A 25593-nucleotide genomic window follows, 5' to 3' on the forward strand; every position below is an offset into this window, starting at 1 on the left:
TATCATCATTTAAACTAAATTCAATGGAAAAAATATTCAAAAATTCTTCTCTGATCATTATTATTTTACTCATAATACTCATGTTTTTTGCCCTTTCAACCGGCAAAAAAGAGTCCATCGAAAAGATTGCAATTACACAACTGTCTCAACAGATCAACGAAGATAAAGTTAAGACAATTACAGTAAAATCCGATGGCAATATACGCATCGAATTACGTGACGGCACAAAACAAGAGACAAACAAAGAGCCGGATGCGAGCCTCACGGAAACCTTGCGCAATTTTGGTGTTGATGAAACCAGACTCTCTTCCGTACCAATCACTGTGGAGGTACGGTCCGGTGCGTCTTTTTGGGCAACAATTCTCATTCCATCAGTGTTGCCAATTCTTATTATCGGCGGATTGATCTTCTTTATGATGCGACAGGCAATGCGTGGCAACAACCAAGCAATGATGTTTGGCACATCTCGTGCCCGCATGATCGATCCCAAAGATAAAAAAAATCGCACACAATTCAAAGATGTTGCCGGCAATAAAGAGGCAAAAGATGAATTGATCGAAATCGTTGATTTTTTAAAAGAACCCAAAAAATTTCGTGCTCTTGGCGCAAAAATTCCCAAAGGCGTTCTCCTTCTCGGTCGTCCCGGCACAGGAAAAACACTCCTCGCCCGCGCTGTAGCAGGTGAAGCAGGTGTTCCTTTCTTTTCAATCAGTGGATCGGAATTTGTAGAAATGTTTGTTGGTGTTGGCGCATCACGCGTACGTGACTTATTCAAACAAGCAAAAAAACAATCCCCTTCCATCGTTTTCATTGATGAAATTGATGCTGTAGGGAGACAGCGTGGTACAGGTCTCGGTGGCGGACATGACGAACGCGAACAAACACTCAATCAGATCCTTGTAGAGATGGACGGTTTTGATAATCAGACCAATGTGATCGTCGTTGCCGCAACGAACCGACCGGATGTACTGGATCCAGCACTGCTCAGACCGGGACGTTTTGACCGTCGTGTAACAGTTGAACTCCCCGACATCATTGATCGTAAAGCGATCCTCGCTATTCATGCGAAGGACAAAAAAACAAACCCCGATGTAGACTTGGAGCGCATTGCGCAACGCACTCCAGGGTTTTCCGGTGCAGACTTGATGAATTTGATGAATGAGGGTGCCCTTCTTGCAGGACGTCGTAATAAGAAAAGTGTTGAGATGATCGACATCGTTGATTCAATTGAAAAAGTCCTCCTCGGTCCCGCACATAAAAATAACCGCATGGATGAGAAGGAAAAAGAAATCGTTGCCTATCATGAAGCCGGTCATGCTTTGGTCGGCGCAAGTCTAGAAAACACCGACCCTGTACACAAAGTATCAATTATTTCTCGCGGTAGCGCTGGTGGATATACACTTTCCGTACCGGACAGAGATAAGAGCTTGCATTCACGCGCATATTTCATGGACGAATTATCTGTTTTTCTCGGTGGCTATGTTGCGGAGGAATTAGTATTTAAAGATGTAACAACAGGACCATCTAACGATCTCAAGCGCGCAACAAAAATGGCACGCAGCATTGTCACGCAATTTGGCATGAGCGAATTGGGCGTGCGCACATTTGGAAAGAACGAGGATCTTATCTTCTTGGGGCGTGAGGTAACGGAAGAGCGAGATTACTCCGATAAAACTGCAGAAACAATTGACATTGTCGTAGCAAAAATTCTCGCAAAAGCAAAAGCGACAGCTGAAAAAATTCTCATCGACAAACGTGATATATTAGACATCATTGCAAAACGCCTCTTGGAGAGAGAGACGATCGAAAAAGAAGAATTTGAAGCAATTATTGCAGGGAAAAAACCATCAGAAGATCTACCTAAAGAACATATTCAAACGGTGTAGCTATTTGATGTGTGCATGAAGACACACATCAATAAAGGACGGCTAGCTCAGCTGGTTAGAGCGTCTGCTCGACATGCAGAAGGTCACAAGTTCGAATCTTGTGCCGTCCACAAATAAAACTCCGCATCATTGCGGAGTTTTTTGATTCACATTTATTGCAAATGCTCTACTTGTAAAAAGTTCTTGATAAAGATCAATATTTTTGATTCTTTGCTTTCATGAGATCGTCATAATTGTCATATTCCGGACCTGCACTACTAGAAGCATTTCCATATTCATCATCGTATTGATTTTGAAATGCATCATTATTCTTGTCCATAGAATCTTGTGCCTCAGACAATCCGTTATTTATCACATTTGTGATAAGCTCTACTGCAAATGACTGGATCAACTCAGAAAAAACATTGCTATCCCCATTGGCCAACGCGTCAAGAGGAAGTGTGACTTGTTGTTTTTGAATTTCTTCCACAACAGAGTTTGGTAACTCCACATCACCATTATCATCATATTGTGGCAATGTTCCCGGGCTTGTTGCCGTAAGCTTTGCTACATCTTGTTCTTGCTGATATTTTGCTACCATTGCCTTATCCATCTCTTGCTTTAACCCTATAGGCGTGTTGACAGGATTAGCCATAATCGCATCAAAACAGAGGTAATTACCATCTGCAAATAATTCACTGGTACTACTGCAATACTCATCATAATCAGCTTTCATTTCATTTTTTCCATTCCAATCATCCAAAACACTGTCACCAGCATCTTGCAAGGAAGATCCCAGATCACCTCCGTCGCTGGAAGACGTATAATCACTTGAACCTCCTTTGCCACCTGTTGTCGATGTAAGCCAATCCTCTCCGTATGCCACCGTTTTGTCCTGTGGTCCCTGCACTAAAAAATCATCAAAATTTTTAATATTGCGCGGAGAAGAGTCTCCTCCATACAGCGAACTTTCGATGCTCGATGTTGCTTGTTCAATTGCGGCCATCTTTGCCGCTGCAGCAATCGCCTTTTGAATCTCATCATAAATTTCTTCTAGCATTTCTTTCATGCCGGCCGCTCCAAAGTTGGATCCCCACATATCCGCACGCGCATATGAAAATGGCATCATGGTCATGAGAAGCATTAGACTTAATACACAAATCTTTTTGTACATATTTGTTTTATAGTTTTAAAAATGTGTCTTCGATACCATACTTCTGCAACTTTTCCGTAACTTTTGTCTGAAAATCCGACGATTTTTCTATAAGTCCCTGCGCTTGCGCAAGTGTAGCGATCATCGGCGTGATGTCTGTGGAAGATTTTTTATAACTACCGTCTTGATAAAGAGTTTCCATGTACCGCAAAAGATATATGCCCTGTGTATGAATCTCAAGCATTTCTTCCGGAACCTCTACTTCATTCATTTGTTTTTCTGCAGCAATGGCATTTTCTGCCATTGATTCAAAAAATGCATAACTCGTCAGCGATCCGGAAAAATTATTCATATTTTTCATCACCTCCGCTTGAAATGTTTCCGGTGATCGATCAAAAAATCCATTTGGAAAATTGGAAATGAAGACATACGACACCGCCGTGAAGTATTCAATCGCATCTTGCTTCATTTGTTCTTCCTTTTCTCGTTTGGAAAGATCGTCGTAATCCTGATTTTTAACTGTAAACTCACTGATGTCAATCGGTGGCACATCAGTAAAAACCACCTCTTCATTAACTGCATTTGCCATGACCTTTGAAAAATCCTCTGACGTTATTTCCTTATCCCCGGACTCCTGCGCATCAGCAAGATATGAAACGACATTTTCTGCAACCTTTTGCGTTACATTGTTTGTTTGAGATTGTGTTGCCACAATTTGTTTGGGTGCATCAGCTTGCACAATACGATCACCCGGCGCGGGCACAAGCGGATTATAACCACTCTCAATCTCCACTCCGTCAGAATATCCGTCATGATCCGTATCAGAGTTTGTTGGATCAGTACCATAAGAACTTTCTTCTCCATTACTCACCCCGTCGCGATCAAAATCATCAAACAGAGTCAGGTTTGTATCATCGGCAAAACTAAAAAACGAAAACGCTCCCAGCAATAGAACAACGAATACTACAAGAGTGAGCCCATTATAAGAATATTTACCTTTCACAATATTTCTTTTAATTTTATATCACAATTATACCACACTTTTTTTTCTTAGAAAACCAACTAAAATTCTTTCTTTTATAAATTTGTATTCATATCACAAGGATTTTTTCAAAATCATTCGTTTTTTTATAAAACCCGCGAAAAAGATTGATTTAATCTTATTTTTGTGCTATAATTTAGACGTAAGGGTGAGCAATTGATCTCCAACGATCAGATGCTCATTTTTTGTTTTATCGTTTCAATGAAAACACGCTATTTTATCATAAAAGATACTTTCAAAAAGCATTTGCACAAAATGACATATTTTAATCGACGTAAAATTGCATTTATTGGACTTCTCTTCATTCCGATTACATCCGCGAGTACTAGCTTGAATATGTATATTGATAATACAAAACATATCACACAAAAACCAACAGTCATCAACGATACAATTATCAACCTTGATGAGCACATCCACGTTTCTTTTGCAGAAACGATCATTGATCCGACTATTTACGAACGATCCGTCTCTGTAACACCATCGGAAAAACTCATATATCTGTGGAAAGATGACCATCGCTCTGTTGATATAATTCCACAATCATTATGGGATCCAGACACATCATATTCCCTTGCATTTTCATCTGATAATTATCGTTCCTCAAATGGTTTGTCATATATTTTTTCTTTTAAAACTGCACAATACCCACAAATTATCGCGGAAAAAATACCCTCCTCTGATCGCTATGTTCCACAAGGAGAAGAGATCATTTTAACTTTTGATCGTTCACTTCAAAATATTGATTTACAGGCTGTTGTGCGTCCCTTTATACAAACAGAACAGTTTATCGACAAAGAAAATAATGAACTTCATATACGCATCACGGGAGAACCTGATGGATCACTCAGTGAACACAATCTCACACTTTTTGCCAAATATTCCACGGATGATTCGATGCGTTTTTTTCCTATTGATTCTATACAATTCAATGCGATATTACCCACGCCAAATGTCTGGCCAAAAGCTTTTGCTGAGCGACTTGATATTGCCCGTCGGTCAACAATGCCCCTCATAAAAGAAAGCAAGTACATTGACGTTAATCTCGATGCCCAAGTTACAACATTGTTTGACCATGGTGCTTTTGTCACAAATTTTGTAAATTCCCCCGGCGCAAAAGACACACCCACACCAAAAGGCACATACAAGATCTATAATAAAGATCCTTACGCTTTATCGAGCATGTTCCAGGTTTACCTTCCTTTTTGGATGGCATTTACAGAAGATGGGGAATATGGTTTTCATGACCTCATCGTATGGCCGGAGGGTCATGCAGATATGCCACAGGGCGGCAAAGAAAGCATTGCGAGCATTGGCAATGCCGTTTCCCCCGGCTGCGTACGTCACGATGCCAAAAACTCCAAATATATCTACAATTGGGCAGAAATTGGAACGCCTGTAGTTATCCATTAAAAACATCAAAAAACACTTCTCGGCATGAGAAGTGTTTTTGATTTTATGCGATTGATGCAAATGTTTCTTTTAACACTTCCGCCGTATGTTGCAAGTTTTTTTGCTCCTCTTCATTTAATTCTATACATAAGCGTCCTTCTATGCCATTACAACCCACAACTGCCGGCATACTGAGACACACATCATCAATACCATACGCACCTTCTATTGCATGTGATACGGGAAGAACAGACTTTTTATCATGTACGATCGTTTGAACGAGGTGTGCACAACCAGCGCCAATTGCATAATATGTTGATTGTTTCCCCGCAATGATCGTATATGCCGCATTTTTTGCCTCTTCAAAAATTTTTGTTTTATCATCATCATTGAGACGATTGCAAGTCCCCAGTTTCATGTTGCCAATCGATGCCATACTCCAAACAGGAAACTCGCTGTCTCCATGCTCGCCAAGAATATATGCATGAATACTTTTTGGATCGATATCCATCTTTAAGCCGATAAGCTCGCGAAAACGTGCCGAATCAAGGAGTGTTCCTGTGCCCATGATTCGATCCTTTTTATCGGGAAAGAGTGATATCGCCAGCTTCGTAAGCACATCCACAGGATTTGTGACCATGACAAGGATTGTGTTGGGATTTTTTTCAAATACTTGTGGCACAATACCTTTGATAATTGCCGCGTTTTTTTGCACGAGATCAAGACGCGTCTCACCGGGCTTCTGTGCCGCGCCACATGTGATCACCACCACATCACTATCAGCACAATCATCATATGTGCCCACCTTCACATCCGTGCGCCCCACAAACGGCACAGAATGTTGCAGATCCATCACCTGCGCCTTCACAAGCTCTTCGTTGAGATCCATCAACGCAATTTCTTCCACAATATCCTGTAATACCAAACTATACGCCACAGTGGACCCCACCATCCCCGCCCCAATGATCGTCACTTTGTTTTTCATATGTTTTTTATATGTAAATTATTTTTTAATTATACCACATTTTCCAATTCACTTTATAAAATTAAAAGCAGTAATGTTTCTTACTGCTTTCGATTTTTTTCATATTTCCTCCTTTTTCCAGGATTTGTCCTGACGATTATAAGCTCTTTTACCTTGTGGTGTTCCGTGTGCACCACCACGATGACGCAGGGTTTCCACCGTTTCCGCGTGCAGTTTTACCGGCACACGCTCCAAAACAAACACAAGCTTCTTTCTTTTCATTTCCTTTCTCCTTTTTTAGTTAGGATAAACAACATTTTCTTGTAAAATTTTTGTCTCACATTTTGAGTCACCTTTTTCATTGTCAAATGATATTGTGGATCATCATATGGTCGGGGTATATACATTATTTTCATAATTTTACATTAATATTCCCTCTAAGAAACCTCTTGCCAATAAAGTTTTTTAGAGAGAAGGGATCGCTGTAAATATACAACGATCCCCCTATAGAACATCCAACCTAACTAGCTGGTAAAAACTCCATATTATTGAACTCATCCATATTTTTAAAACGAATAAAATATGGATGAAAGTGCCTCGGCATTCTCCGCGGTCCGGCAGGTTGCTGTGCAAAGATAAAATCCTTGCGCTCAGCGACCCTGCGAATATCGACAAGATAATAGACATTCTCGCGAATTTCATCTGCAGGTACAGATCCTTCTGTTGCTGCAGGAATCACGTGAACGACTTTTCCGTTCACATAAACCGTCACAACTTTTAGGATCAAATTTACTATCGTAATTTTTTCCATGACGTTCTCCTGTGTTGTATTATTGAACTTAACTGCGTGATATTTTCCCTCTACAATATTTCTTTTTTTGTCATTCCGGACTTGATCCGGAATCTTAAAAAAATATTGTAGAGAGAGATGAGAAGGTATAGATTTCTACACCTTCTCATCAGCCACATTCTTTCCCTGTGGCACGGGGACATTGTTCTTCCGGGCTGCAGCACGAATCGCACTGCCCAGAGAAACAGTTAACGGTTTACTCGGCCGGCACGTACGCTGGCGGAGCTCCTTTGCCGGGATAAAGCCAACTATTTTTGCCATTAACCGACCTCCTTTGGTTAAATTTCACACGCACATTATGTAGCGTGTGTACTACATTCATCAGCTTTTTTTACGTGGGCTTCCTCCACAGTATACGTCCGTTAATTTTCAAAGCCGGACGGAGGATTTCTCTCCTCAGTCGGGGTTGCATCTGGGACATGAAACATCATCCCAGAGACTAAACAGACGTCCGCATTCCGCGCAGAGCCTGTCCCCCTCATGCACATATGCCAAGTGATCAACCCACATCTGCGGGTTATCACTTTTCTTGGCACGAGACAATCGCTGTCGGCGACGTCTCTCCTGAGATTCTATTTTTTTATCTCTCATGATCCACCTCCTCAGGTGTTGAGATAGAACCGGGGTGAAAAGTGCCGCGTTTCCCTTTCACGGAAACATGCCCATCCATCGTTATCGAACCAACGATTGATGGCGTCTTTTCACCTCTCACATAACAGATGCTTCCAGGAGCAATTCCTCTCGCCTTAATCTCAGCGAGACGATTATCGATCACCTGCTGATGAATGATTTTCCCGATTTGTCGGTACAACGAAAATCGTACCGCGATCGGTATGGCATCAGGATTGAGATGGGGATAATGACTTATTACCACCTTCCGATACCACTCATTTTTCATGACAAAAGTTTTTCCCATGATCACTCCTCCGTATTTGATTTTTTTGGTTTTTTCCCTCTAACATTCCACAAATCCAAATTTATGAAATTTTAGAGAAAGGAGATGGTTTTCATTAAAAACCATCTCCACGTCGTGCATTTGCTCGGGGACGATGATGTGTCGTTTTTCCCTCCGCTTGAATATCTTCTTCTTGAAGATTTTTTTCCTACGAGGCGCACATACCCCGCGATCCTTCCCATTGTTTTGGGATTGCGAGTGGAAGCTCGCTACTTCAGAAGGCCGGATTAGCCATATTGCTTCTTTGGGTTATGAGGAGAGTGCTCTCATAATTTACCCCAAAGCCTTACACCGGAGGAACATCATCGCCCCCGTTTCCCTTTTTCAACTGCATCCGGCCAAGATGTCAGTGAAGTGAGCTTCCAACTCACGATACCGGCATCTCAGGGATGTGATGCCACTCTCTCTGTCATTTCACAAAAATTATGCGCAATGACAGAGAGAGATGAATTGATCTTTAGCTCGAATTTCTTTTCATATGCCACCCATGGTTGTTTTTGCAAGAGAATTATTTCCCTCTAATATATTACGAATTATCATGAGATATTAGAGGGGAATAATTATTTTTTGAATCAAGTGTGACAATCGATAAATAATATGAAACAATCAAGAGGATATGATTTCAATATTTTTTGAAACCTTTTTTTCCATATCTCAAATTCTTTTTCGTTACTTTCACCCACGCGTATAAAATATTGGTCACTTGTAATCATTTTACAATCTGGAGTAAAAATAGCATGTTCAACAAATTCTTCATTCTTGAGCACATCTTCAATCATACAAACATCATAAACATTCCAATAATCAAACATTCCATGAGGATTTTTATCACGCATAACATAATATCTGCCATTTTCAATGCCACTGGATAGATCACAATTCCAATTCTTTATTTTTTCCAAAATTGATTTTTTATTGTTTATATCCGTACTCCCATTCTTCAATATTCTGTCAACCTCATCCTGAGCATAATAAACCTTATATGGCTTCACCTTTTTGTCTATATCATAATGATTAAGAGGTTTAAAAAGCTTTCCTGTAAAATAATTCATAAAATTATACTTGTCATTTTCTATTTTATTTTTTACATCCTCTCTGAGACTAAATTCAAATGGTATTACGGCAACAATTGTATAATGCATATTTTTGTCAAAATCTATAAACGTAATTACACTATTATTCCTCTAATATCTTACAAAAATATTTTATAAAATATGAGAGAAAAGCGAAGTTTTCTCGTTGAAATAATGATCCTATTTTATCCAATCCATAGAAACAAAGATTGGACAAAAAAAATAGCGCGTTTCGTGTCACACCTGGCAGCAAATGGTCAGACACGATTGGTGTTTGGAAGAATCAATATTCTTCCGCGAGGAGAAGTGACTGCCAGATCACACTACCTCTTACACTACAACTTGCACGAGAGTCATTAGATACTCTGCGATTGCTTGTTGCTTTTGCTTGATTTTGGTATTCTTTTACCAAAATGTTCGCAAGGGATCTCCGTATGTGGAGCGCTACCTCCCACCGACCCCCGGTATTAGCATCATTCATATATCGAAAGATACTAATATCGAATGTCGACAGAATATAAATTATTAATGTGTGTATATTTTTCCTCAAATAATTTCAAATAATATTTTAGAAATTAGAGAAAAGCGAAGTTTTCTCGTTGAAATTTTACAGGATGTGTTGATCCCAACCTTGTTTTTTGCCCGGAATTGTGACAAGGATGTTCCCGTTTGTTTTTCATCGGCTTGGCGGGAGTCCGATTACGCTTGCGTTACTCTGCAGGCTTGGGGATGGCTTTCTTCCCCTTGGCAGGCCCGGTACGACCACTCAGGCTTTTGCCAAACTTCTCCAAAAACGGTTGATATTGCATCCGCTCTTGGTTCCGCTTGGCCGCCTCAGCTTCGGATTGTTCTAGCCCATAAAAAGGCACGAACTTTCCTTCAGCTTTTGCCTGCCTGGCGAGCTGTGCCCGACACTTCAGGCACACCGGAGTGGTCACCCACACCCCCTTCTCCTTGCGGAGGGCGAGAGAATGATTGACTGCGGTGCCATTACCAGCGTGTACTGCACAATAATCTTTTCCCATAAGTCACCTCCGTGAAAATGGATTGATCTTGGATGGTTTTTTCGACACTATGCCGAATTTATGTCGGTCATCCATACATACCCCGACAGAAATATTTCATCAGCTTTTTTTACGTGGGCTTCCTCCACTTTTAGGTCGGTTAAATATTCAAAACCCGACCGAGGATTTCTCCCTCTAAAATATTTCTTATGGATTCCCGATCAGGTCGGGAATGACAGGTAAAAAATATTTTAGAGAGAGGAAATATGACATTGCATTATTTCCTACTTCTTGTGACATGTGACCGCTTTGTCTGAGCGTTCTGGAGCTTCCCCAGAATATTATTTGTCAGTTTTTACACCCTCATGACATGGAGGGTTTACCTCATGGAAAAAGGTCGAGGATCGCGATGACTACCTCATCCCGATTATGGGTCATACAAAAATGCTCACGACCCAAACCGTTGATGTAGTACGTTCTCGAACGAATTCCTTTCCGCAGACCCTTACCACAAAAGAGACAGGAATGATCCTTGCGGTTTCTGACGATCTGGGCATTCATAGCGCCCTTGACTACGTTAGGAACTCTCCTCATAGACCCTCCTTGTTATTGATCTGTATTTGTTTAAAATCTCTCTAATACTTCACAAAGGTTTATTTTGAGCATATTGAGACACAAAAAAACTTCGCAAGAAAATTTATGTCCTTTAGGCTAAATATATTTACTATTTAGATAGCCCGATCTCAACCTTTGCGAAGTTTTAGAGAGAGGAAAGCGTGTGAGATTTTTTAAAAAAATTCTCACTTAAGCGTTGGCTTTCCGGGCAACGGTAATATTAAACTTCTCATCTGTGCAATCAGACAAGAAGCACATTGCAAAACGTCGATAACGTTTTGCAATGCCCACAGAGTTTCTTAGTCATCTGTGGGTAGTGTGTGAAAAAATAGTGAACTAGATTGATCATGATAACCGAGTTTGCTATAACTTCACTTTAGTTTGATTTTAAGGCACGTTTCTTGTGCCAAGGGAGACCATCTCCCTCATCAAACAGCCCGCCTGCCCCATATCAACGGTTCTTGGTATAAACCAACCATCTCTAAGAAAGATGGAGGAGTTTGGCTCTGCACGCCTACACACTGCGCTCCGCACGCCTTTATAAATAGGTTATATACAACCTATCACTCGTGTGTATTATCCCAATGCTATAAAGCGACAGGGATTATTAATCGCGTCTTGCTATTACACAAGGAATTCATATTTTTGGGTATTTCCCTCTAATATCTCACAAAATATTATATGAGATCTTAGAGAGAAGAGATATTGATATGATAAATAATATCTCTACAACGAGTTTCATCAGCTTTTTTTACGTGGGCTTCCTCCACAGTATACGTCCGTTAAACATTAAAGCCGGACGGCGGATTTCTCCCCGCGGGTTGATACTATAACTACGGAACGATCACGCCATATGTTGCTAATCTGGCGTGGAGATCATGGATCAGATCCTTGGAAGAAGCTTCAATCCGAATCTCGCCATGATGACCAATCTCACAGCTAATCCATTTTTCCTGCACAAAACAGCGATGTGCAGATGGTGCTTCGAGATCAATATCCTTATGGCATCGCGGACACCTACCCATAAGGCCGATACCCACAAGCCTTCCAATCCGTTTCATTTCAATCATGGTAATCCCCCTAGTTAATTTATTGTAATATTCCCCTCGTTTCTTCCTAAAAATCTGTCATTCTGGACATGATTCGGAATTATGGATCAGTGTTTCATGTTATTAAAGATCCTGAATCGCGCTCAGGATGACAAGAGCGCTTTTAAGAATAAACGAGGGAAATATTAAATTGTTAAAGAAAATGAGAGAAATATCTTTAGTTCATTTAAATTATTGTACTTTTACCACCAATAGCTCATCATCACTGATAAGTAACGGCTTGGTGTGCCTGTAATACATGTGAACTGGTTTCTTGTGAAAAATGGTCGATTATATATTACTAAAAACCTATATTTCACTTATATTGTCACATGTATTACAACCATTCTGCCGATTGGATGTACTTACACCCTCCCGCACAGATCAGTCTTATGTCAAAGTAAAATAACTATCTTTGTTGTGCTACAGCCCTGTGTCATCTCGATCACTTCACTGTAACAACATAGTATATCATGCCAAAATTATTTTGTCAAGTGTCACTGACAATATATAGACATACACGCATTATTATTCTAATTTAAGGCTTTTTTTAAATTTTTATAAGATAATTCGCGTGGACATTTTTAAAAATGATGGCGTGATTTACGCCATCATGCAAAATTTACCGATGGATACGCCGTGCAGAGTTCCACACTGACCTGTTCACGGGTATTGACAATTATTTAAAACCATGCTATAGTGTATCTTGGCTATGGCAGGAACAATATTTCTGTCTATCCGACGAAACATTGTTCTTTAAACATAAACCGCAACCCCTCACAAGCAAGAGGTTGCACAGAAGGAAGAGGCGTTACACAAGAGAGATTGGCTTTCTTGCGTAGCAAAGCTTTTAACTGGCAACCTTAACGTGGAGGTGTTGCTATGGGTTGTTGATATAGACCAAATTGGACCGTGAATGCCTCGTCTCGCTTGTTTAGGAGATGAGGTGTCCAAGACTTCCAATTGGTTTCTATTGACGATTCATAAAAAAATATGAAGGAGAACATCATGGGTCTGTAGCCTGTATTGTTGAGCAATTTTCACAATCAACAAAATCCGTTGAAGAAAATTCATGAGTAAAAAATCCATCCAGTATTCTTCTGGATAACTGCAGTAAAATCCTGAGTTGGCTTATATAGCAACTTAGGATTTTTTATTACTAACAGCTTTAATGGCTAATTTAAAAATAGATTTTAAGGTTTCAGCAATATCTTTATTTTCTATAATTATTCCAATTTTGTCGCGATAGGATGTTAGACGAATTTTGTCTTTGTAGACAGCAATGTCTCCAGGAAATATATAATCTGTCTTGTTTATTTTAATTCGAGTGTTGTTTTTATCACTTTCCAATGTTGATTTTTCAGAATTATAAAGAGCTCTTACACTCGATTTATTTTTTAATCGTATCCGTTTAAGTTTTTCATTTTCTTCTTTTGATATGAAATTGTCCATTTCATCCTTTGAAAAGGCTAACCACATAGGCTCATCCTTTGTAAAATCAAAGCTTGAACTTGCCATTCGCATAATTCCCTCTTTCCCTAAATAATACTTCACAATCGGTTTTTTGATACTGGCGCTATTGATGCTGTTTAATTCTTCCACAAGTCCTTTGAGTGTCTGTTTTTTTTGTTCTATAACTTGCTTTTGCTTTTCTAGGATGTTTTCCAGCTGTGCAGGATCCTCCGGGACAAACATTTGCTTTTTTTCCTCATTTGATGCACTGACGAGACCGATCTTCATGAGATTTTCCAATGTAAAATACGTCGTTGCTCGATTGACACCGGACTTTTTGGCGATCTCTGCCGCACTTCCCTGTCCCAATTCCAATGTAGCAATGTACACTTTTGCCTCTTTGTCATTTAGACCGATTTCTTCAAGTTTTTTTGCAAGCATAATAATATATCAGATATTTATATGTTTGAATTATACAGCAAATCTTACCACTTGACAAAAATGCTAAATGGTGTATAATTCTAGTTCGTTCATTAAAACATATTAAAAACTCATAAGAGGTGCTGATTATGGAAGCGGAAAGAGAAGTGCTTTGCAAAGCATTTATGAAAATTGTTGAAGATTCATATTTCACTGCGTTCATATTGCTGAAATTGCGCGGCGAGATCACTCCTCAACTGGAGAAGGATTTCCTCGCGTTTCATCAAACCGTGCTTGAGATGTTCTCGATTCACGGTATAAAATTTTCGATGAATAGAGTGTTTGAGTATATACCACTTAATACGTGGATTCCTGCATACCTCAAATACCTTTCGACAGAAACCGAAAATGCGCCAACGTCCGAGGAATCATATTCCTCACTGCCGACAAATCCTGTTTTTCAGGAAATTTGTGCGACTATTCGTGCGCAAAAATCCAATTAAAAATCAAGACCGCAGAGTGTCATTTTGCACTCTTCGGTCTTTTCTTATACAATAGATACGTAATTACTATGTGTAAAAAATATGGTCAAAAATGTTGAAGATATTCTTAGTCCAGAATTATTGTCTGAATTAACTACTGAACAGATCTCCGCACTCGAAGAAAAATTTCCTCAAGTCATCCCTGATGATGAGGGCAAGGTTTTGAGGATTGCAACAGACATAGCCACTGGCACAGATGACATCGAGACGGCTATGAAAAATTTTGATACAGCACGCGAGATTGCTCTACAAAAAGTTGAAATGACCAACACAAAACTTGTCGACAAAGGAGATGGCCTCGTAACAAGAATGATGCGCTAATAAAATAATTATACACAGTAAAAAACAACAGATCTCTCTGTTGTTTTTTTATTGCCGGATATCCACAATTTTAATATCTGCTTTTTTAAATATGTCGACAAATGTATTCATTTTTTCCTGTGAGAGCGGTTTCTTCTTTTCAAATGCAGGATCAAGCGTCACCTCCGGACGAAACGTTTGGAGATAGAGCTTATCACTCCCTTCCAACAATTGCGCCATTTCTTTGACAATCTCCTCTGTGTGCACGCCATCGATCACTGTTGTGCGAAATTCATATGGCACACTATTTTTTTTGAGTAAATTGATACTTTTTACGATGTTTTTCGGATTTGCCAGATCGCCTGCCAATTCTTTATAGCGTTGTGGCGTCGTTTTGACATCCATTGCTACATAATCCACCAGATGTTCTTTGATAAGAGAAATGAGGACATCCGGCAAATTGCCGTTTGTATCCAATTTTACAAGATATCCCAATGCACGAACTTTTTTGATGAATTCCTTGAGATCAGGTTGCACCGTTGGCTCCCCGCCCGAGATCACCAATCCATCCAACTTCCCTTTTCGTGATCGCAAAAAATTCAAAATTGTTTTTTCAGAAATAAAGCTCGGACGCAACTTCACAATCTCTTGTGGCAAAACGAACTCTTTATTATGACAAAAACGGCAGCGCATATTACACCCGGGGGTGAAAATGATCGCTGCCACTTTGTCTGGATAATCCAGGAGAGTAAACGGTTGTACACCGCTAATCAGCATATTTATCGCTGAAAGACTCGTTTGCTGCGACGCATTCTTGAAAATGCTTGCGTGAATAATGTTCTGATTTCTTTCCCGTGTTAAAAAAAGATACCGGGCGGAAATACCCCATTACTCGTGTCCACACTTCACAGCGTGTGCGCTCTCCATCTGTGCATTGCAACTTTTGTGATGCCATATTTTTATTTTATTAATTATTTATAAATTTATTAATCTTATTTGTCGGGCATAGCACTTTCATAGCGCCCACGGAACTCACTGTCACAACAACTTTTTTTCACACCCAATTCCTGATCACATTTTGGACAAAAATCATATTCCCCATCGAGGTAACCGTGTTTCGGACAGATCGAGAATGTCGGCGTGATCGTGATATACGGCAATCGATAGTTTGTCAGGATCTTTTTTACCAACTGAGCACACGCCTTACCGGAACTGATGCGCTCACTCATATAACCATGAAATACCGTGCCTCCCGTATATTTTTTTTGCAATTCATCCTGGAGATCCAACGCTTCGAAAATATCATCTGTATATCCCACAGGCAACTGCGTGGAGTTTGTGTAGTATGGTGCTTCTTTGGTGCCTGCTTGAATGATATCCTTAAATTGTTTTTGATCTTCTTTTGCAAAGCGATATGTCGTTCCCTCACCCGGTGTCGCTTCCAGATTATACAGATTTCCTGTTTCCTCTTGAAACTCCGACATCTTTTCTCGTATCTGATCCAGTACTTCTTTGGCAAACTCTTGTCCATATTTTGTCGTGATATTCTCTTTATCACCTGTAAAGTTGCGAATTGCCTCATTCATCCCATTCACACCGATCGTAGAGAAATGATTGTTCAACTTTCCGAGATATCGCTTTGTGTATGGAAACAATCCGCGATTCATCCACTTCTCGATCACTTCCCTTTTGATCTCAAGCGACGTCTTTGCCAATCCCATGAGATACATCACTCTTTCAATGAATTTTTCTTTGTCTCCTGCACACGTTTTTCCGATGCGCGCCATATTGATCGTCACCACACCAATCGATCCCGTCATTTCTGCTGATCCGAAGAGACCACCACCTCTCTTGCGCAATTCTTTCAAATCCAATTGTAAACGACAACACATTGAACGCACATCACTTGGATTGAGGTCTGAATTGATGAAATTCTGGAAATACGGTGTTCCATACTTTGCCGTCATTTCAAAAAGTGGCAATACTTTTGGATCATTCCAATCAAAGTCCTTTGTAATATTGTATGTCGGAATGGGAAATGTGAATGTACGCCCCTTTGAATCCCCCGCCATCATCACATCAATAAATGCTCTATTAATGAGATCCATCTCTTTTTGCAGTTCTCCAAATGTATAATCAAATGGCTTGCCTCCGAGAATCAGTGTTTTTTTCTTGAGATCTTCCGGACATACCCAATCAAGTGTAATGTTGGTAAACGGCGTTTGTGTGCCCCATCGCGACGGAATATTGAGATTAAATACAAATGATTGAATATTCTGATAGACAAAATTGTAAAGCACTTCATCATAATATGCCTCTTCTTTTTCTTTTGATGCAAATACCATGCCATACTTCTCGATCATTTTTCGCAACTCCAACTCTTTTTTCTTTACAAACGGTGCCAAATAGGTATCAAAGCTAGAAAAAGCTTGTGCACCAGCCCACTCATTTTGCAGCGTGCCCAAAAAATTGATCATTTGCGCCACTGCGCTTGAAAGATGCTTTGGTGGTTTGGACTCTACCTTATTAGACACACCATTAAACCCCTCCTCAAGCAATGTCCGCAGACTCCATCCCGCACAATATCCGGAAAACATATCGAGATCATGGATGTGAATATCGGCATTTCTATGCGCCTCACCAATAGATTTTGGATAAACATGTGACAACCAATAATTTGCAGTTACCTTTCCGGCAGTATTGAGGATCATTCCGCCCAACGAATATCCCTGATTGGAATTAGCATTTACCCGCCAATCCAGCTGATCAAGGTATTCGCTCATGGTCTTTTCCACATCTACCATCACATTTTTATCAGATCGCGCTTCAGTTCTCTTTTGTCTATACAAAATATAGTCCTTTGCAATACGAGGAAAATTGAAGTTAATAAGCGCTTCCTCTACGGCATCTTGTATTTGCTCCACAGACGGGATCTCTTCACCATAACGCTCAATGATCTTTTTCTCTGCATGATGTGCAATTTTCTTGGCATCAAAACCTTTTTCCGGCTCAGATGCTTGCGCCGCTTTTGTAATCGCTTTTTCAATCTTTATTATGTCAAAATCTACAATTGTGCCATTTCTTTTTTTAATTTTGTGTATCGCCATAATTATTTGTTTCAGATAATAATCCCGTAATATTTGTCATCAACTGTCTTTACCCTCAAATCCAGTTACAAACATTGTGTTTTGGCGGAAAAAGAAAGAAGTAAGAAAAAAATTCCTCACCCCTCATTGTCCGTAGAATAATTATAGCACATAATTATTTTTATGAAAAGGGTAACATATCCACAGAATACATAAACATACTATATGTTGTGCTTTACCATTTATACCTACCACAAGTAGATTTTTCATATTGACATGAAACTTTTTATGTTTCGTTTATAAATAAAATAATATTTTTCTCTTATAAAAATTTCCTTCCTGCATATTTTTTATAATTAACAACAAAATATACATTTTGTCAAGTATTTAAACTTGGCCAAAAAATATTATTCAAACACTCCCCATTGTTCCACGTGGAACAATATATCTGTTTTTTTATAAATCATTACAAATGATTTATAGTACGATGTCTTTTATACAGATTCTGTAAAATAACAAATTTTTCTATCATAAATACAAAGTTATCTCATTTTTATTTTGTTCCACGTGGAACAAAATGTATTGCATACGACTTTTTTGCAAAAAATTCAATAAGGTTGCCAAGTTGCAATTGTTCCACGTGGAACAATTGCAAAAATTTTCACATATATTATAACAAAATACACTAAAAAATATCATGATCTGCACATTTTGTTCCACGTGGAACAAAATATTTTCATGATAGATCTATATACAAAAATATTTTTCCGGTATCAAAGAGGGAAATAGCCCGACGTTTGATTATAAAAAATACTGAATGTTCCACGTGGAACAAAAAATTATACAGACTTTATAAATAAATAGGCATATTTACTATATAAATCGATTTCAATATCTTACCAAAGAAAAATTATATGAAAATTGGTTCTAAAAATTGTTCCACGTGGAACAATTGCGGTAAATCTGTACAAACATTTTATATTACGCCAGCATTATGTTTACAATATATAAAAAATTATATTGTTCCACGTGGAACAAAACGGAATTGAAAAGGGAAGTTTGTGGTCTATACTGAAATTAATGTATTGACATTATCCTATTTTATGTTGTTATGCTATTTTATATTGATTATCCTCTATTTATATGGTACATTATGAACACTTTTCTATCTATGCATTACCATATCAATGCAAAAAATTGCCTCTGTAGTTTAGTGGATAAAACAAGTCACTCCTAAGGACTAGAGAAAGGTTCGACTCCTTTCAGAGGCACACTCATTTCAATTGATTCTAAAAATTTTATTTCTTATTATTAAGAACATCATATCATATGCGCGCTCGTACAAAAAAAATTAATTCCCTCATACAGCAACAAATGGCTGAGTTGCTTGTAAAAAATGTTGATTTTAAGCCAAATGCCTTTGTAACGATCTCGAAGGTTGACACCACGGATGATCTGCGCTACACTCGGATATTCGTGCGTGTATATCCGACCGCGGAAATCAACTATGGTCTAAAAACACTTGAGCACGAAAAGAAAACTTTGCAAAAATTGTTGCATCAAAAGTTGCACATCAAAATTCTTCCTCGCATCTCATTTATACATGATAAAACAGGTGAAGATGCTGATGAGATTGAGCGTCTTTTGCAGCAAGCATAGCAAAAATCAATTTCATTTTATGTGCATATGGAGATTAAACCACTGTTTCACAAAGAATTTAATACTCTGGACTATATTTTGCACAGAGCACACTCTGTTGTTTTGGTAGCGCATAATAATCCAGATTTGGATGCAGCGGGAAGCACCGTTGCATTGGCAGACGTCATACGCAAACATTACAAAAAAAATGTTGTTATTGCGTGTTATAATACTTTTCCTGACTCTCTCAAAGAAGTTATGGAAGGTATTGTTTTTGTGCATCCTGAAAAACTAGATCTTGCCTCCTTTGATGTAGCAATTGGTTGTGACAGCGTAGAACGAGGATTTGATCGTCTCATGGAACATCTTTCCCCTGCGTGTGTCAGCGTAACCATCGATCATCATCATGACATTGCCCTCAAGACCGACCTACGCATTATCGATGGAAAATATGCGGCAACATGCGAGATATTATATAATTTTTTCGTACATATAAAATGCGATTTCAATAAAAATATCGCCACGGCACTCCTTGCCGGGATTATCGGAGACACCGGTGCATTTCAACATGCCAACACAACTGCAGAAATATTACAAATTTCCGCAGATCTTATCAAAAGAGGTGCATCAATAACAAAAATTATCTCCACATTGTTCGCAAACCGAAAAATTGAGACATTGAATTTGTGGGGAAAAGCATTGGAAAAAACAAAATTTTACGAAAAAACAGGACTCGCCGTCACAGCAATTACTGAAGATAACATTGCCGGACACGCCGTAAATGGTGTGGAAATTTCCAATATTGCATCCATGCTCACGACAGTGCCGACAGTAAAGATCGCACTCATCGTTTATCAGGCAGACAAAAATACCGTCAAGGGAAGTTTGCGCGCAGAGAAACATGCCAATATAGATGTATCAGAGATCGCACATCGCATTGGCGGTGGCGGACATCCTTTGGCGAGCGGTTTTTCATTGCATGGTCATTTGGAAACCACTTCGGATGGTGGCTGGCACGTTGTATAATAGTGGTATATGAATATCAAAAATCAAAAATTACAAAAACTTAACGAAACTATGCATGTACTATGTGCTTGCACGCTCAAAGCAACGGCAACACACGTTGTACCGGGCAAGGGAAGTGCGGATGCAAAAATCATGTTTATCGGTGAGGCTCCTGGCGCAAAAGAGGATGCCCTGGGAGAACCATTTGTCGGTGCGGCAGGGAAATTTTTGAGCGAATTATTGGCAACAATTGATCTTAAAAGGGAAGATATTTATATTACAAATGTCGTGAAATATCGTCCGCCGGAAAATCGCGACCCTTTGCCAGAAGAGGTTGCTGATTGCTGGTTGTGGCTACAAGAGCAAGTAAAGCTGATCGACCCGCTGCTCATTGTACCACTTGGTCGCCACGCACTTGAACGCTTCGTGCCCGGAAGACGTATTTCTCTGGATCATGGCAAAGCATTTCGCCGTACGATTGATGGACTCGGCGAACGAGTATATTATGCGCTTTATCACCCTGCGGCAGCACTCTATAATGGGGGATTGCGTCAAACACTTTTTGATGATTTTATAAACATTCCAAAGATCATTAGCAAGATCGAGAAAGGTAAGAGATAAAATGCTGCACAAAAATCAATCTTTTTGCGTTGACGGTAACGATAAATTTTGATATTCTTACATTTGTAAACGGTTATGTGGCCGAGTGGTTATCTACCTGCGGTGCATATGGGTACTAAAGTTTATTGCATTTTGTGTTTTTGTTTATTTTGGTCGTGTGGCCGAGTGGTTAGGCAAGGGTCTGCAAAACCCTGTACCCCGGTTCAAATCCGGGCGCGACCTCATTATTAAAGAAAAATTTTCATGCCCAGGTGGTGGAATTGGTAGACACGAGGGACTTAAAATCCCTTGGATGAATAATTCGTGCGAGTTCAAGTCTCGCCCTGGGCACAAAGTGCCAAAAGGTTTTCAAAATCGTAAAAAGAGGTAAAATATGCATAGGTTCTTTTATATTTTTATGTCATGATCCACCTATTACATCATGGAGGTGCGTGTATGGTTTTTGACAAAATATTGTTGTGGACAATGCTCGTTTTTTTTGTGATAAGCTTGTTTCCGATGATTTATAAATATATCATCAAGCCTTTTGTTGAATTTTTCAGGTGGCGCAATGAACGTGAAAGGTTGCACGCCATGCGAACAAAAATCTCCACCTACCCGCAAGGAGGGGACTGATCATGATAACAAAAACCATGACACATGCACAACATCTTGTACAAATAATCGTTTTTGTAGTTTTGTCTCTTATGGTACTTGCCGTTTGTGTCAGTATCTACCCACGGAGAAGAAAAAAGTGAAAGAAGAAATAATAGAAAACGCCTGTTGCAGTAATTGCAACAGGCGCCTTCTTTTTATTTATCGTTTTGTTTATATTACAACATATGCTTCAAATTGTTGTCGTCCGAAAGCAAACGCCTCACTTTTTGTTTCCATATAGATATCAAATCGATTGTTTTTGATCGCACCACCTCGGTCCTCACAAATATAGGTACCCATACCTTCAATATGAATTTTAGTACCAAATTTATATTCTTTTGGACACGCGAGCGTACGATTTTCTTTTACTTTGTTTCCAGAAGCGGTGATCCCATCACTTTTTCCACACTCATCTGCTGCAGCCGTATAGGCTGAAGCATTGATCGTGAATTTTTGTGGTTCCGGTTCTTTGTAGGCTGCTTTTTGGTAGTTACCACCTGCTATGCCACATGCAAGACCACCATTATTTGTATCAAGATATGTTTTTTGTGTTTTTTCGTCTTTTGTTTCATTTATGTTCTCCTGTGCTTGTGCAACCGGTGTTGCCAGCACCATCAATACTCCTATAAATAAAAGATATCTCATTAAAGAGATCAAATGTTTAGCATGTCTATGATACTTCACCGAAGCTTTTCTCATAGGAACATGGTCAACAAAAAATAGCCGGTATTTTATGTCAACCGAATATTATATCACAATAATCAAGTTTTGTCAATATCCACTAAGCGGATTTTTGAATTACGGCTTTAAGGTCTTTTTTGCAATTATCGATTTCCTCATCGATGATCTGATCAGCGTTGTCCACAAAATGATCGATAAAAAGAAGGATTTTATCAGGGTTATCCTTATTGGCATTGATTTTATCGATAAAAACCTGCTTTTTTTCCTCCGGTGTATTGTTAATGAGACGTAACACGATCCTATTGGTAAGCAATGCATTGATCTCATCCAATAGAAAGAGCTTCTTGGTTTCTGTGATTTCGCCAAGATTAAGATCCTCAAGAATTGTGGTTGGTGTTTTTGTTTTCATATATTTCCTAATTTTTCTTGTTCTGCTTCAATTTCTTTGGAGGTAAGTATGTTTGATGAGTTGGATAAATCAAATGATCGAGGAGTAGATTCTTGGGTGACTGCCGTCAATTCCGCAGAGTTCTTTTCTTGAAATAATCGAAGTAAGTCGTGATCAAAAAAGTGGTCAGCATGAATCATTTCCTGCTTTTTGTCTCCTTCGAGGGATAAAGAATTGTCAGCCGTATATTCATCCAGTCGCCATGCGTAATATTTTTCAGCATCATTTTTGTTCAATCCCTGTGTCATTAGTTGCCGTATTTGTTCTTCTTTAAAAATCGCAATCGTTTTTTGTGCCATATTACTAAAAACTTCTTTGACAACAGTCACATGTTTTTCTGTGGGAACATTTTTTTGCTTCAGGATTTTTTGTGCAATCTCCTCGTTTTTGGCATAGTGTTGATAGAGCATTTCATAGAGTTGTTGTTGTGATGTTACAACGAATGTCTCTGTATCTGGTTTTTCTTTCTCTAGATCATCATGCTCATTGTGTTCATTGTCTGAATCATTTTTTGACACAAGCATTTCTTGCACGACATCAATATTTTTTACCGCTTCCGCATGCGCTGTCGGCTGTGTATCAAAAGTAAAAATTGTCGCGAGACCATTAATGCCATATCTCCCGAGTTCGTTTTGCACCGCTGTGTTTTCTCTCCCGACCCAATCATGCAATTGTCTCGCCTGACGATCTTCTTGTGCCGTGGGATTTTGTATACGTTCTGAAAATTCCATATCTTTTTATTTATATGTATAGTATACCACAAAATATTTTTTTCCCGCATGCAAAAATTTGTACACTCTTCAAACCTGTGTTACGGTTATTTCATCACATACCTATGTTTTATCTATGAGCACACAATTTATCCACAAAAAATCATTGGGGCAAAACTTTTTGAAAGATGACACGCTCATTGCGCGCATCGTTGATCTTGCCAACATTCTCCCGACAGATGCCGTGTTGGAAATTGGTCCAGGGCAGGGTATTTTGACCGCACTTTTGGCAAAACGGGCACAAAAAGTTGTGGCGATCGAATTGGATGATCGCCTTATTCCCATTCTCGCAAAGCGTTTTGCAAACAATGCTCATGTCACAATCATTCATGATGATGTGCTAAAAACAGATTTTTCCACATTGTCCGCAGAGCATGCGCTTCCATGCACACAATATAAAATTGTCGCTAATATTCCATATTACATCACCGCTCCTCTTATTCGCTTTTTTCTTGAACAGCCGTGCCCGCCAGCATCCATGACCCTCATGGTGCAAAAAGAAGTTGCACAGCGCTTATGCGCAAAACCCGGCGCCATGAGCATTTTGGCGATTGCGGCACAATATTACGCAGATGTCACATATGGTTTTCTTGTCCCGCGTGATCATTTTGATCCAGTGCCTGCCGTAGACAGCGCGGTGATCCACTTAAACATTCGTCATGCCACATCTGATGCAATCACGTTAGACACAAAAGACTTTTTTCGTGTCGTAAAGATGGGTTTTAGTGCAAAACGAAAAACTCTTTGCAACAATCTGGCAAATGGTTTGCATCGGGAGAAGGGTGATATTGATACTATTCTAAAAAATGTTGGTTTGCGAGAAGGGGTGCGTGCGCAAGAATTATCTGTTGATGATTGGAAAATTCTCACGCAAAAACTCTCTCTAGGAAAATAGGGACACGGCGAGAATAACACCATATAACGCAACAATAACAAAAACTGTTGCAACGCTATTATGTGCATTGAAAATGAATTTTTTGTCACGCACACCAACAAGTGTCCAAAAACACAATGCGCCCGCCAATAGAGCCGGCCACAGCATCGCGAGATCATTGAATGCAAACACACTGAGTCCAAAAGAAATAAAGATGCCGGACGCGATCAACAATCTACCAACCTTTTCTCCAAAAATTACCGGCAACGTATAGATGTGATTTTTTTTGTCACCCGCAATGTCTTTAATGTCCTTGATCGGAAGGGAGATCGTATATGCAACAATAAGAAGCAGTCCAATGTGTACAGGAAAATTATGTAACGAATGCTCGCGCGCTACGATGCTATATGCCATGATCACAATGCCAAAGAGGGCAATTGCCGCAACAAGTGTTGCAATAAGCGGAAATCTCTTGAGTCGGAGTGGGGGCATGCTATAAAGATAGGACAATGCATGATAAAAAATGATTAAAATCGCCGCGTGATAACTGACAAATGCAACCATAATGACTGATATGATGCCCAAAGCAATACCGATATGATTATACACACGCGCAGAAATTATACGCGTAACCAATGGACGTGTCGGATTGCTGATCTTATCGATCTCAATATCCACAATATCATTGAATATCACGGTACTGTACCACGCAATTACGACAGCAACCGTCAATATACCGATTGCCAAAAGAGAGAAGGGGTTTGGCATAAATACGCCATCACCAAAAATAAGCGCCAGACCAATACCAATGCCCACGAGGCCGATGTGAAAAAGCGATTGGATCGGACGAATATTTTTTAAAAAAGCGATAAAAATATCTTTTTTTATTCTATAGAAGATCGCTGCCGTAAGAAATGTGGCAAAAATACTATATACAAGTGTCATCTTAACAAGAATTGCATTGAGAGGATTTGTGATCGGATTATTTAAAATGTTTGTCGGAGAAGCGATAAATCCGGCAACTGATGCACTTGTTATTGCAAAATGCGCATCGGCAAACATGATCGTAAGAAGCGAGGGTAATGCGCTAAAAAAGAAAAATATGATGTATGTGACAAA

The 25593-nt window shown here is 39.4% G+C and carries 29 protein-coding genes and 4 tRNA genes; 13 read left to right on the forward strand and 20 right to left on the reverse strand.

Annotation, left to right across the window (positions count from 1 at the left end):
- Positions 1 to 23: 23 nt before the first annotated feature.
- Together ftsH and WC819_03920 are read left to right on the forward strand one after the other, a co-directional pair.
- Complete coding sequence (gene ftsH, locus WC819_03915; protein MFA5986465.1) at positions 24 to 1886, forward strand: ATP-dependent zinc metalloprotease FtsH; 1863 nt, start codon at positions 24 to 26, stop codon at positions 1884 to 1886.
- A 36-nt stretch (positions 1887 to 1922) separates the two neighbouring features.
- A tRNA-Val gene (locus tag WC819_03920) sits at positions 1923 to 1996 on the forward strand.
- Positions 1997 to 2079: 83 nt separating this feature from the next.
- Here the strand turns inward: WC819_03920 and WC819_03925 are convergent.
- Positions 2080 to 2994: a hypothetical protein gene (locus WC819_03925; GenBank protein ID MFA5986466.1), complete on the reverse strand. Its 915-nt coding sequence runs from the start codon at positions 2992 to 2994 to the stop codon at positions 2080 to 2082.
- 52 nt (positions 2995 to 3046) lie between these two features.
- Complete coding sequence (locus tag WC819_03930; protein MFA5986467.1) at positions 3047 to 4021, reverse strand: hypothetical protein; 975 nt, start codon at positions 4019 to 4021, stop codon at positions 3047 to 3049.
- Positions 4022 to 4261: 240 nt separating this feature from the next.
- On the opposite strand from WC819_03930, the gene WC819_03935 reads away from it, so the two are divergent.
- A complete protein-coding gene (locus tag WC819_03935) occupies positions 4262 to 5473 on the forward strand; it encodes a L,D-transpeptidase (protein MFA5986468.1) in 1212 nt (403 codons plus the stop codon).
- Positions 5474 to 5516: 43 nt separating this feature from the next.
- On the opposite strand, the gene WC819_03940 is transcribed toward WC819_03935, so the two are convergent.
- The 6 genes from WC819_03940 to WC819_03965 form a co-directional block, all read right to left on the reverse strand.
- Positions 5517 to 6437 (reverse strand): L-lactate dehydrogenase, encoded by a 921-nt coding sequence (locus tag WC819_03940; protein MFA5986469.1) that lies wholly within the window; start codon positions 6435 to 6437, stop codon positions 5517 to 5519.
- 99 nt (positions 6438 to 6536) lie between these two features.
- A complete protein-coding gene (locus WC819_03945; GenBank protein ID MFA5986470.1) occupies positions 6537 to 6698 on the reverse strand; it encodes a hypothetical protein in 162 nt (53 codons plus the stop codon).
- Between the two features lie 238 nt (positions 6699 to 6936).
- Entirely contained in the window at positions 6937 to 7227 is a 291-nt protein-coding gene (locus WC819_03950; GenBank protein MFA5986471.1) for a hypothetical protein, read from the reverse strand.
- Between the two features lie 135 nt (positions 7228 to 7362).
- A complete protein-coding gene (locus WC819_03955) occupies positions 7363 to 7527 on the reverse strand; it encodes a hypothetical protein (protein MFA5986472.1) in 165 nt (54 codons plus the stop codon).
- A 135-nt stretch (positions 7528 to 7662) separates the two neighbouring features.
- Entirely contained in the window at positions 7663 to 7857 is a 195-nt protein-coding gene (locus WC819_03960; GenBank protein MFA5986473.1) for a hypothetical protein, read from the reverse strand.
- Positions 7847 to 8182, reverse strand: a complete 336-nt coding sequence (locus WC819_03965) for a hypothetical protein (GenBank protein ID MFA5986474.1) — start codon at positions 8180 to 8182, stop codon at positions 7847 to 7849. Before WC819_03965 ends, WC819_03960 begins: the two co-directional genes overlap by 11 nt.
- A gap of 84 nt (positions 8183 to 8266) precedes the next feature.
- Here WC819_03965 and WC819_03970 point away from each other — a divergent pair, with 84 nt between their 5' ends.
- The gene (locus tag WC819_03970) at positions 8267 to 8452 is read left to right on the forward strand and encodes a hypothetical protein (GenBank protein ID MFA5986475.1); all 186 of its coding nucleotides are present in this window, start codon (positions 8267 to 8269) and stop codon (positions 8450 to 8452) included.
- A gap of 341 nt (positions 8453 to 8793) precedes the next feature.
- On the opposite strand, the gene WC819_03975 is transcribed toward WC819_03970, so the two are convergent.
- From WC819_03975 to WC819_03995, 5 genes are all read right to left on the reverse strand, one after another.
- Positions 8794 to 9363, reverse strand: coding sequence for a hypothetical protein (locus WC819_03975; protein ID MFA5986476.1), 570 nt, complete (start codon positions 9361 to 9363; stop codon positions 8794 to 8796).
- A 214-nt stretch (positions 9364 to 9577) separates the two neighbouring features.
- Positions 9578 to 9775, reverse strand: a complete 198-nt coding sequence (locus tag WC819_03980) for a hypothetical protein (GenBank protein ID MFA5986477.1) — start codon at positions 9773 to 9775, stop codon at positions 9578 to 9580.
- 229 nt (positions 9776 to 10004) lie between these two features.
- Positions 10005 to 10319 (reverse strand): hypothetical protein, encoded by a 315-nt coding sequence (locus WC819_03985; GenBank protein MFA5986478.1) that lies wholly within the window; start codon positions 10317 to 10319, stop codon positions 10005 to 10007.
- Positions 10320 to 11746: 1427 nt separating this feature from the next.
- Positions 11747 to 11983: a hypothetical protein gene (locus tag WC819_03990; protein ID MFA5986479.1), complete on the reverse strand. Its 237-nt coding sequence runs from the start codon at positions 11981 to 11983 to the stop codon at positions 11747 to 11749.
- 1161 nt (positions 11984 to 13144) lie between these two features.
- The gene (locus tag WC819_03995) at positions 13145 to 13894 is read right to left on the reverse strand and encodes a helix-turn-helix domain-containing protein (protein ID MFA5986480.1); all 750 of its coding nucleotides are present in this window, start codon (positions 13892 to 13894) and stop codon (positions 13145 to 13147) included.
- A gap of 128 nt (positions 13895 to 14022) precedes the next feature.
- On the opposite strand from WC819_03995, the gene WC819_04000 reads away from it, so the two are divergent.
- Together WC819_04000 and WC819_04005 are read left to right on the forward strand one after the other, a co-directional pair.
- Positions 14023 to 14376 carry a hypothetical protein gene (locus WC819_04000; GenBank protein ID MFA5986481.1) on the forward strand — a complete coding sequence of 118 codons (354 nt, stop codon included), beginning with the start codon at positions 14023 to 14025 and terminating at the stop codon, positions 14374 to 14376.
- An 81-nt stretch (positions 14377 to 14457) separates the two neighbouring features.
- Complete coding sequence (locus tag WC819_04005) at positions 14458 to 14736, forward strand: hypothetical protein (GenBank protein MFA5986482.1); 279 nt, start codon at positions 14458 to 14460, stop codon at positions 14734 to 14736.
- Between the two features lie 48 nt (positions 14737 to 14784).
- Here the strand turns inward: WC819_04005 and WC819_04010 are convergent, their stop codons facing one another.
- Genes WC819_04010 through WC819_04020 form a run of 3 tightly spaced genes read right to left on the reverse strand, consistent with a single transcriptional unit; the run spans position 14785 to position 17822 of the window.
- On the reverse strand, positions 14785 to 15492 hold the full coding sequence (locus WC819_04010) for an anaerobic ribonucleoside-triphosphate reductase activating protein (protein MFA5986483.1): 708 nt from the start codon (positions 15490 to 15492) through the stop codon (positions 14785 to 14787).
- Positions 15482 to 15670: an anaerobic ribonucleoside-triphosphate reductase gene (gene nrdD, locus WC819_04015; GenBank protein ID MFA5986484.1), complete on the reverse strand. Its 189-nt coding sequence runs from the start codon at positions 15668 to 15670 to the stop codon at positions 15482 to 15484. The genes WC819_04010 and nrdD overlap by 11 nt, the downstream gene beginning before the upstream one ends.
- 37 nt (positions 15671 to 15707) lie before the next feature.
- Positions 15708 to 17822 (reverse strand): ribonucleoside triphosphate reductase, encoded by a 2115-nt coding sequence (locus tag WC819_04020; GenBank protein ID MFA5986485.1) that lies wholly within the window; start codon positions 17820 to 17822, stop codon positions 15708 to 15710.
- Between the two features lie 1178 nt (positions 17823 to 19000).
- Here WC819_04020 and WC819_04025 point away from each other — a divergent pair.
- The 6 genes from WC819_04025 to WC819_04050 all read left to right on the forward strand — a co-directional run bounded on the left by WC819_04025 (position 19001) and on the right by WC819_04050 (position 21395).
- Positions 19001 to 19072, forward strand: a tRNA-Arg gene (locus tag WC819_04025).
- A gap of 58 nt (positions 19073 to 19130) precedes the next feature.
- A complete protein-coding gene (gene rbfA / locus WC819_04030; GenBank protein ID MFA5986486.1) occupies positions 19131 to 19460 on the forward strand; it encodes a 30S ribosome-binding factor RbfA in 330 nt (109 codons plus the stop codon).
- A 27-nt stretch (positions 19461 to 19487) separates the two neighbouring features.
- Positions 19488 to 20465 (forward strand): DHH family phosphoesterase, encoded by a 978-nt coding sequence (locus tag WC819_04035; GenBank protein ID MFA5986487.1) that lies wholly within the window; start codon positions 19488 to 19490, stop codon positions 20463 to 20465.
- 9 nt (positions 20466 to 20474) lie between these two features.
- On the forward strand, positions 20475 to 21065 hold the full coding sequence (locus WC819_04040; GenBank protein MFA5986488.1) for a uracil-DNA glycosylase: 591 nt from the start codon (positions 20475 to 20477) through the stop codon (positions 21063 to 21065).
- Between the two features lie 151 nt (positions 21066 to 21216).
- Positions 21217 to 21287 (forward strand) — tRNA-Cys (locus WC819_04045).
- Positions 21288 to 21310: 23 nt separating this feature from the next.
- Positions 21311 to 21395, forward strand: a tRNA-Leu gene (locus WC819_04050).
- 477 nt (positions 21396 to 21872) lie between these two features.
- Here the strand turns inward: WC819_04050 and WC819_04055 are convergent.
- The 3 genes from WC819_04055 to WC819_04065 form a co-directional block, all read right to left on the reverse strand.
- A complete protein-coding gene (locus WC819_04055) occupies positions 21873 to 22346 on the reverse strand; it encodes a 3D domain-containing protein (protein MFA5986489.1) in 474 nt (157 codons plus the stop codon).
- Positions 22347 to 22482: 136 nt separating this feature from the next.
- Positions 22483 to 22791 (reverse strand): hypothetical protein, encoded by a 309-nt coding sequence (locus WC819_04060; protein MFA5986490.1) that lies wholly within the window; start codon positions 22789 to 22791, stop codon positions 22483 to 22485.
- The gene (locus tag WC819_04065) at positions 22788 to 23561 is read right to left on the reverse strand and encodes a hypothetical protein (GenBank protein ID MFA5986491.1); all 774 of its coding nucleotides are present in this window, start codon (positions 23559 to 23561) and stop codon (positions 22788 to 22790) included. The genes WC819_04060 and WC819_04065 overlap by 4 nt, the downstream gene beginning before the upstream one ends.
- Before the next feature lie 115 nt (positions 23562 to 23676).
- On the opposite strand from WC819_04065, the gene rsmA reads away from it, so the two are divergent.
- Positions 23677 to 24495: a 16S rRNA (adenine(1518)-N(6)/adenine(1519)-N(6))-dimethyltransferase RsmA gene (rsmA, locus tag WC819_04070; GenBank protein ID MFA5986492.1), complete on the forward strand. Its 819-nt coding sequence runs from the start codon at positions 23677 to 23679 to the stop codon at positions 24493 to 24495.
- Here rsmA and WC819_04075 read toward each other — a convergent pair.
- Positions 24484 to 25593: UbiA family prenyltransferase (locus WC819_04075; protein ID MFA5986493.1), on the reverse strand; the 1110-nt coding region annotated here is incomplete at its 5' end. The two genes, rsmA and WC819_04075, sit on opposite strands and share 12 nt — an antisense overlap.

This window comes from Parcubacteria group bacterium (genome assembly GCA_041660065.1).
Lineage (GTDB): Bacteria > Patescibacteriota > Minisyncoccia > Moranbacterales.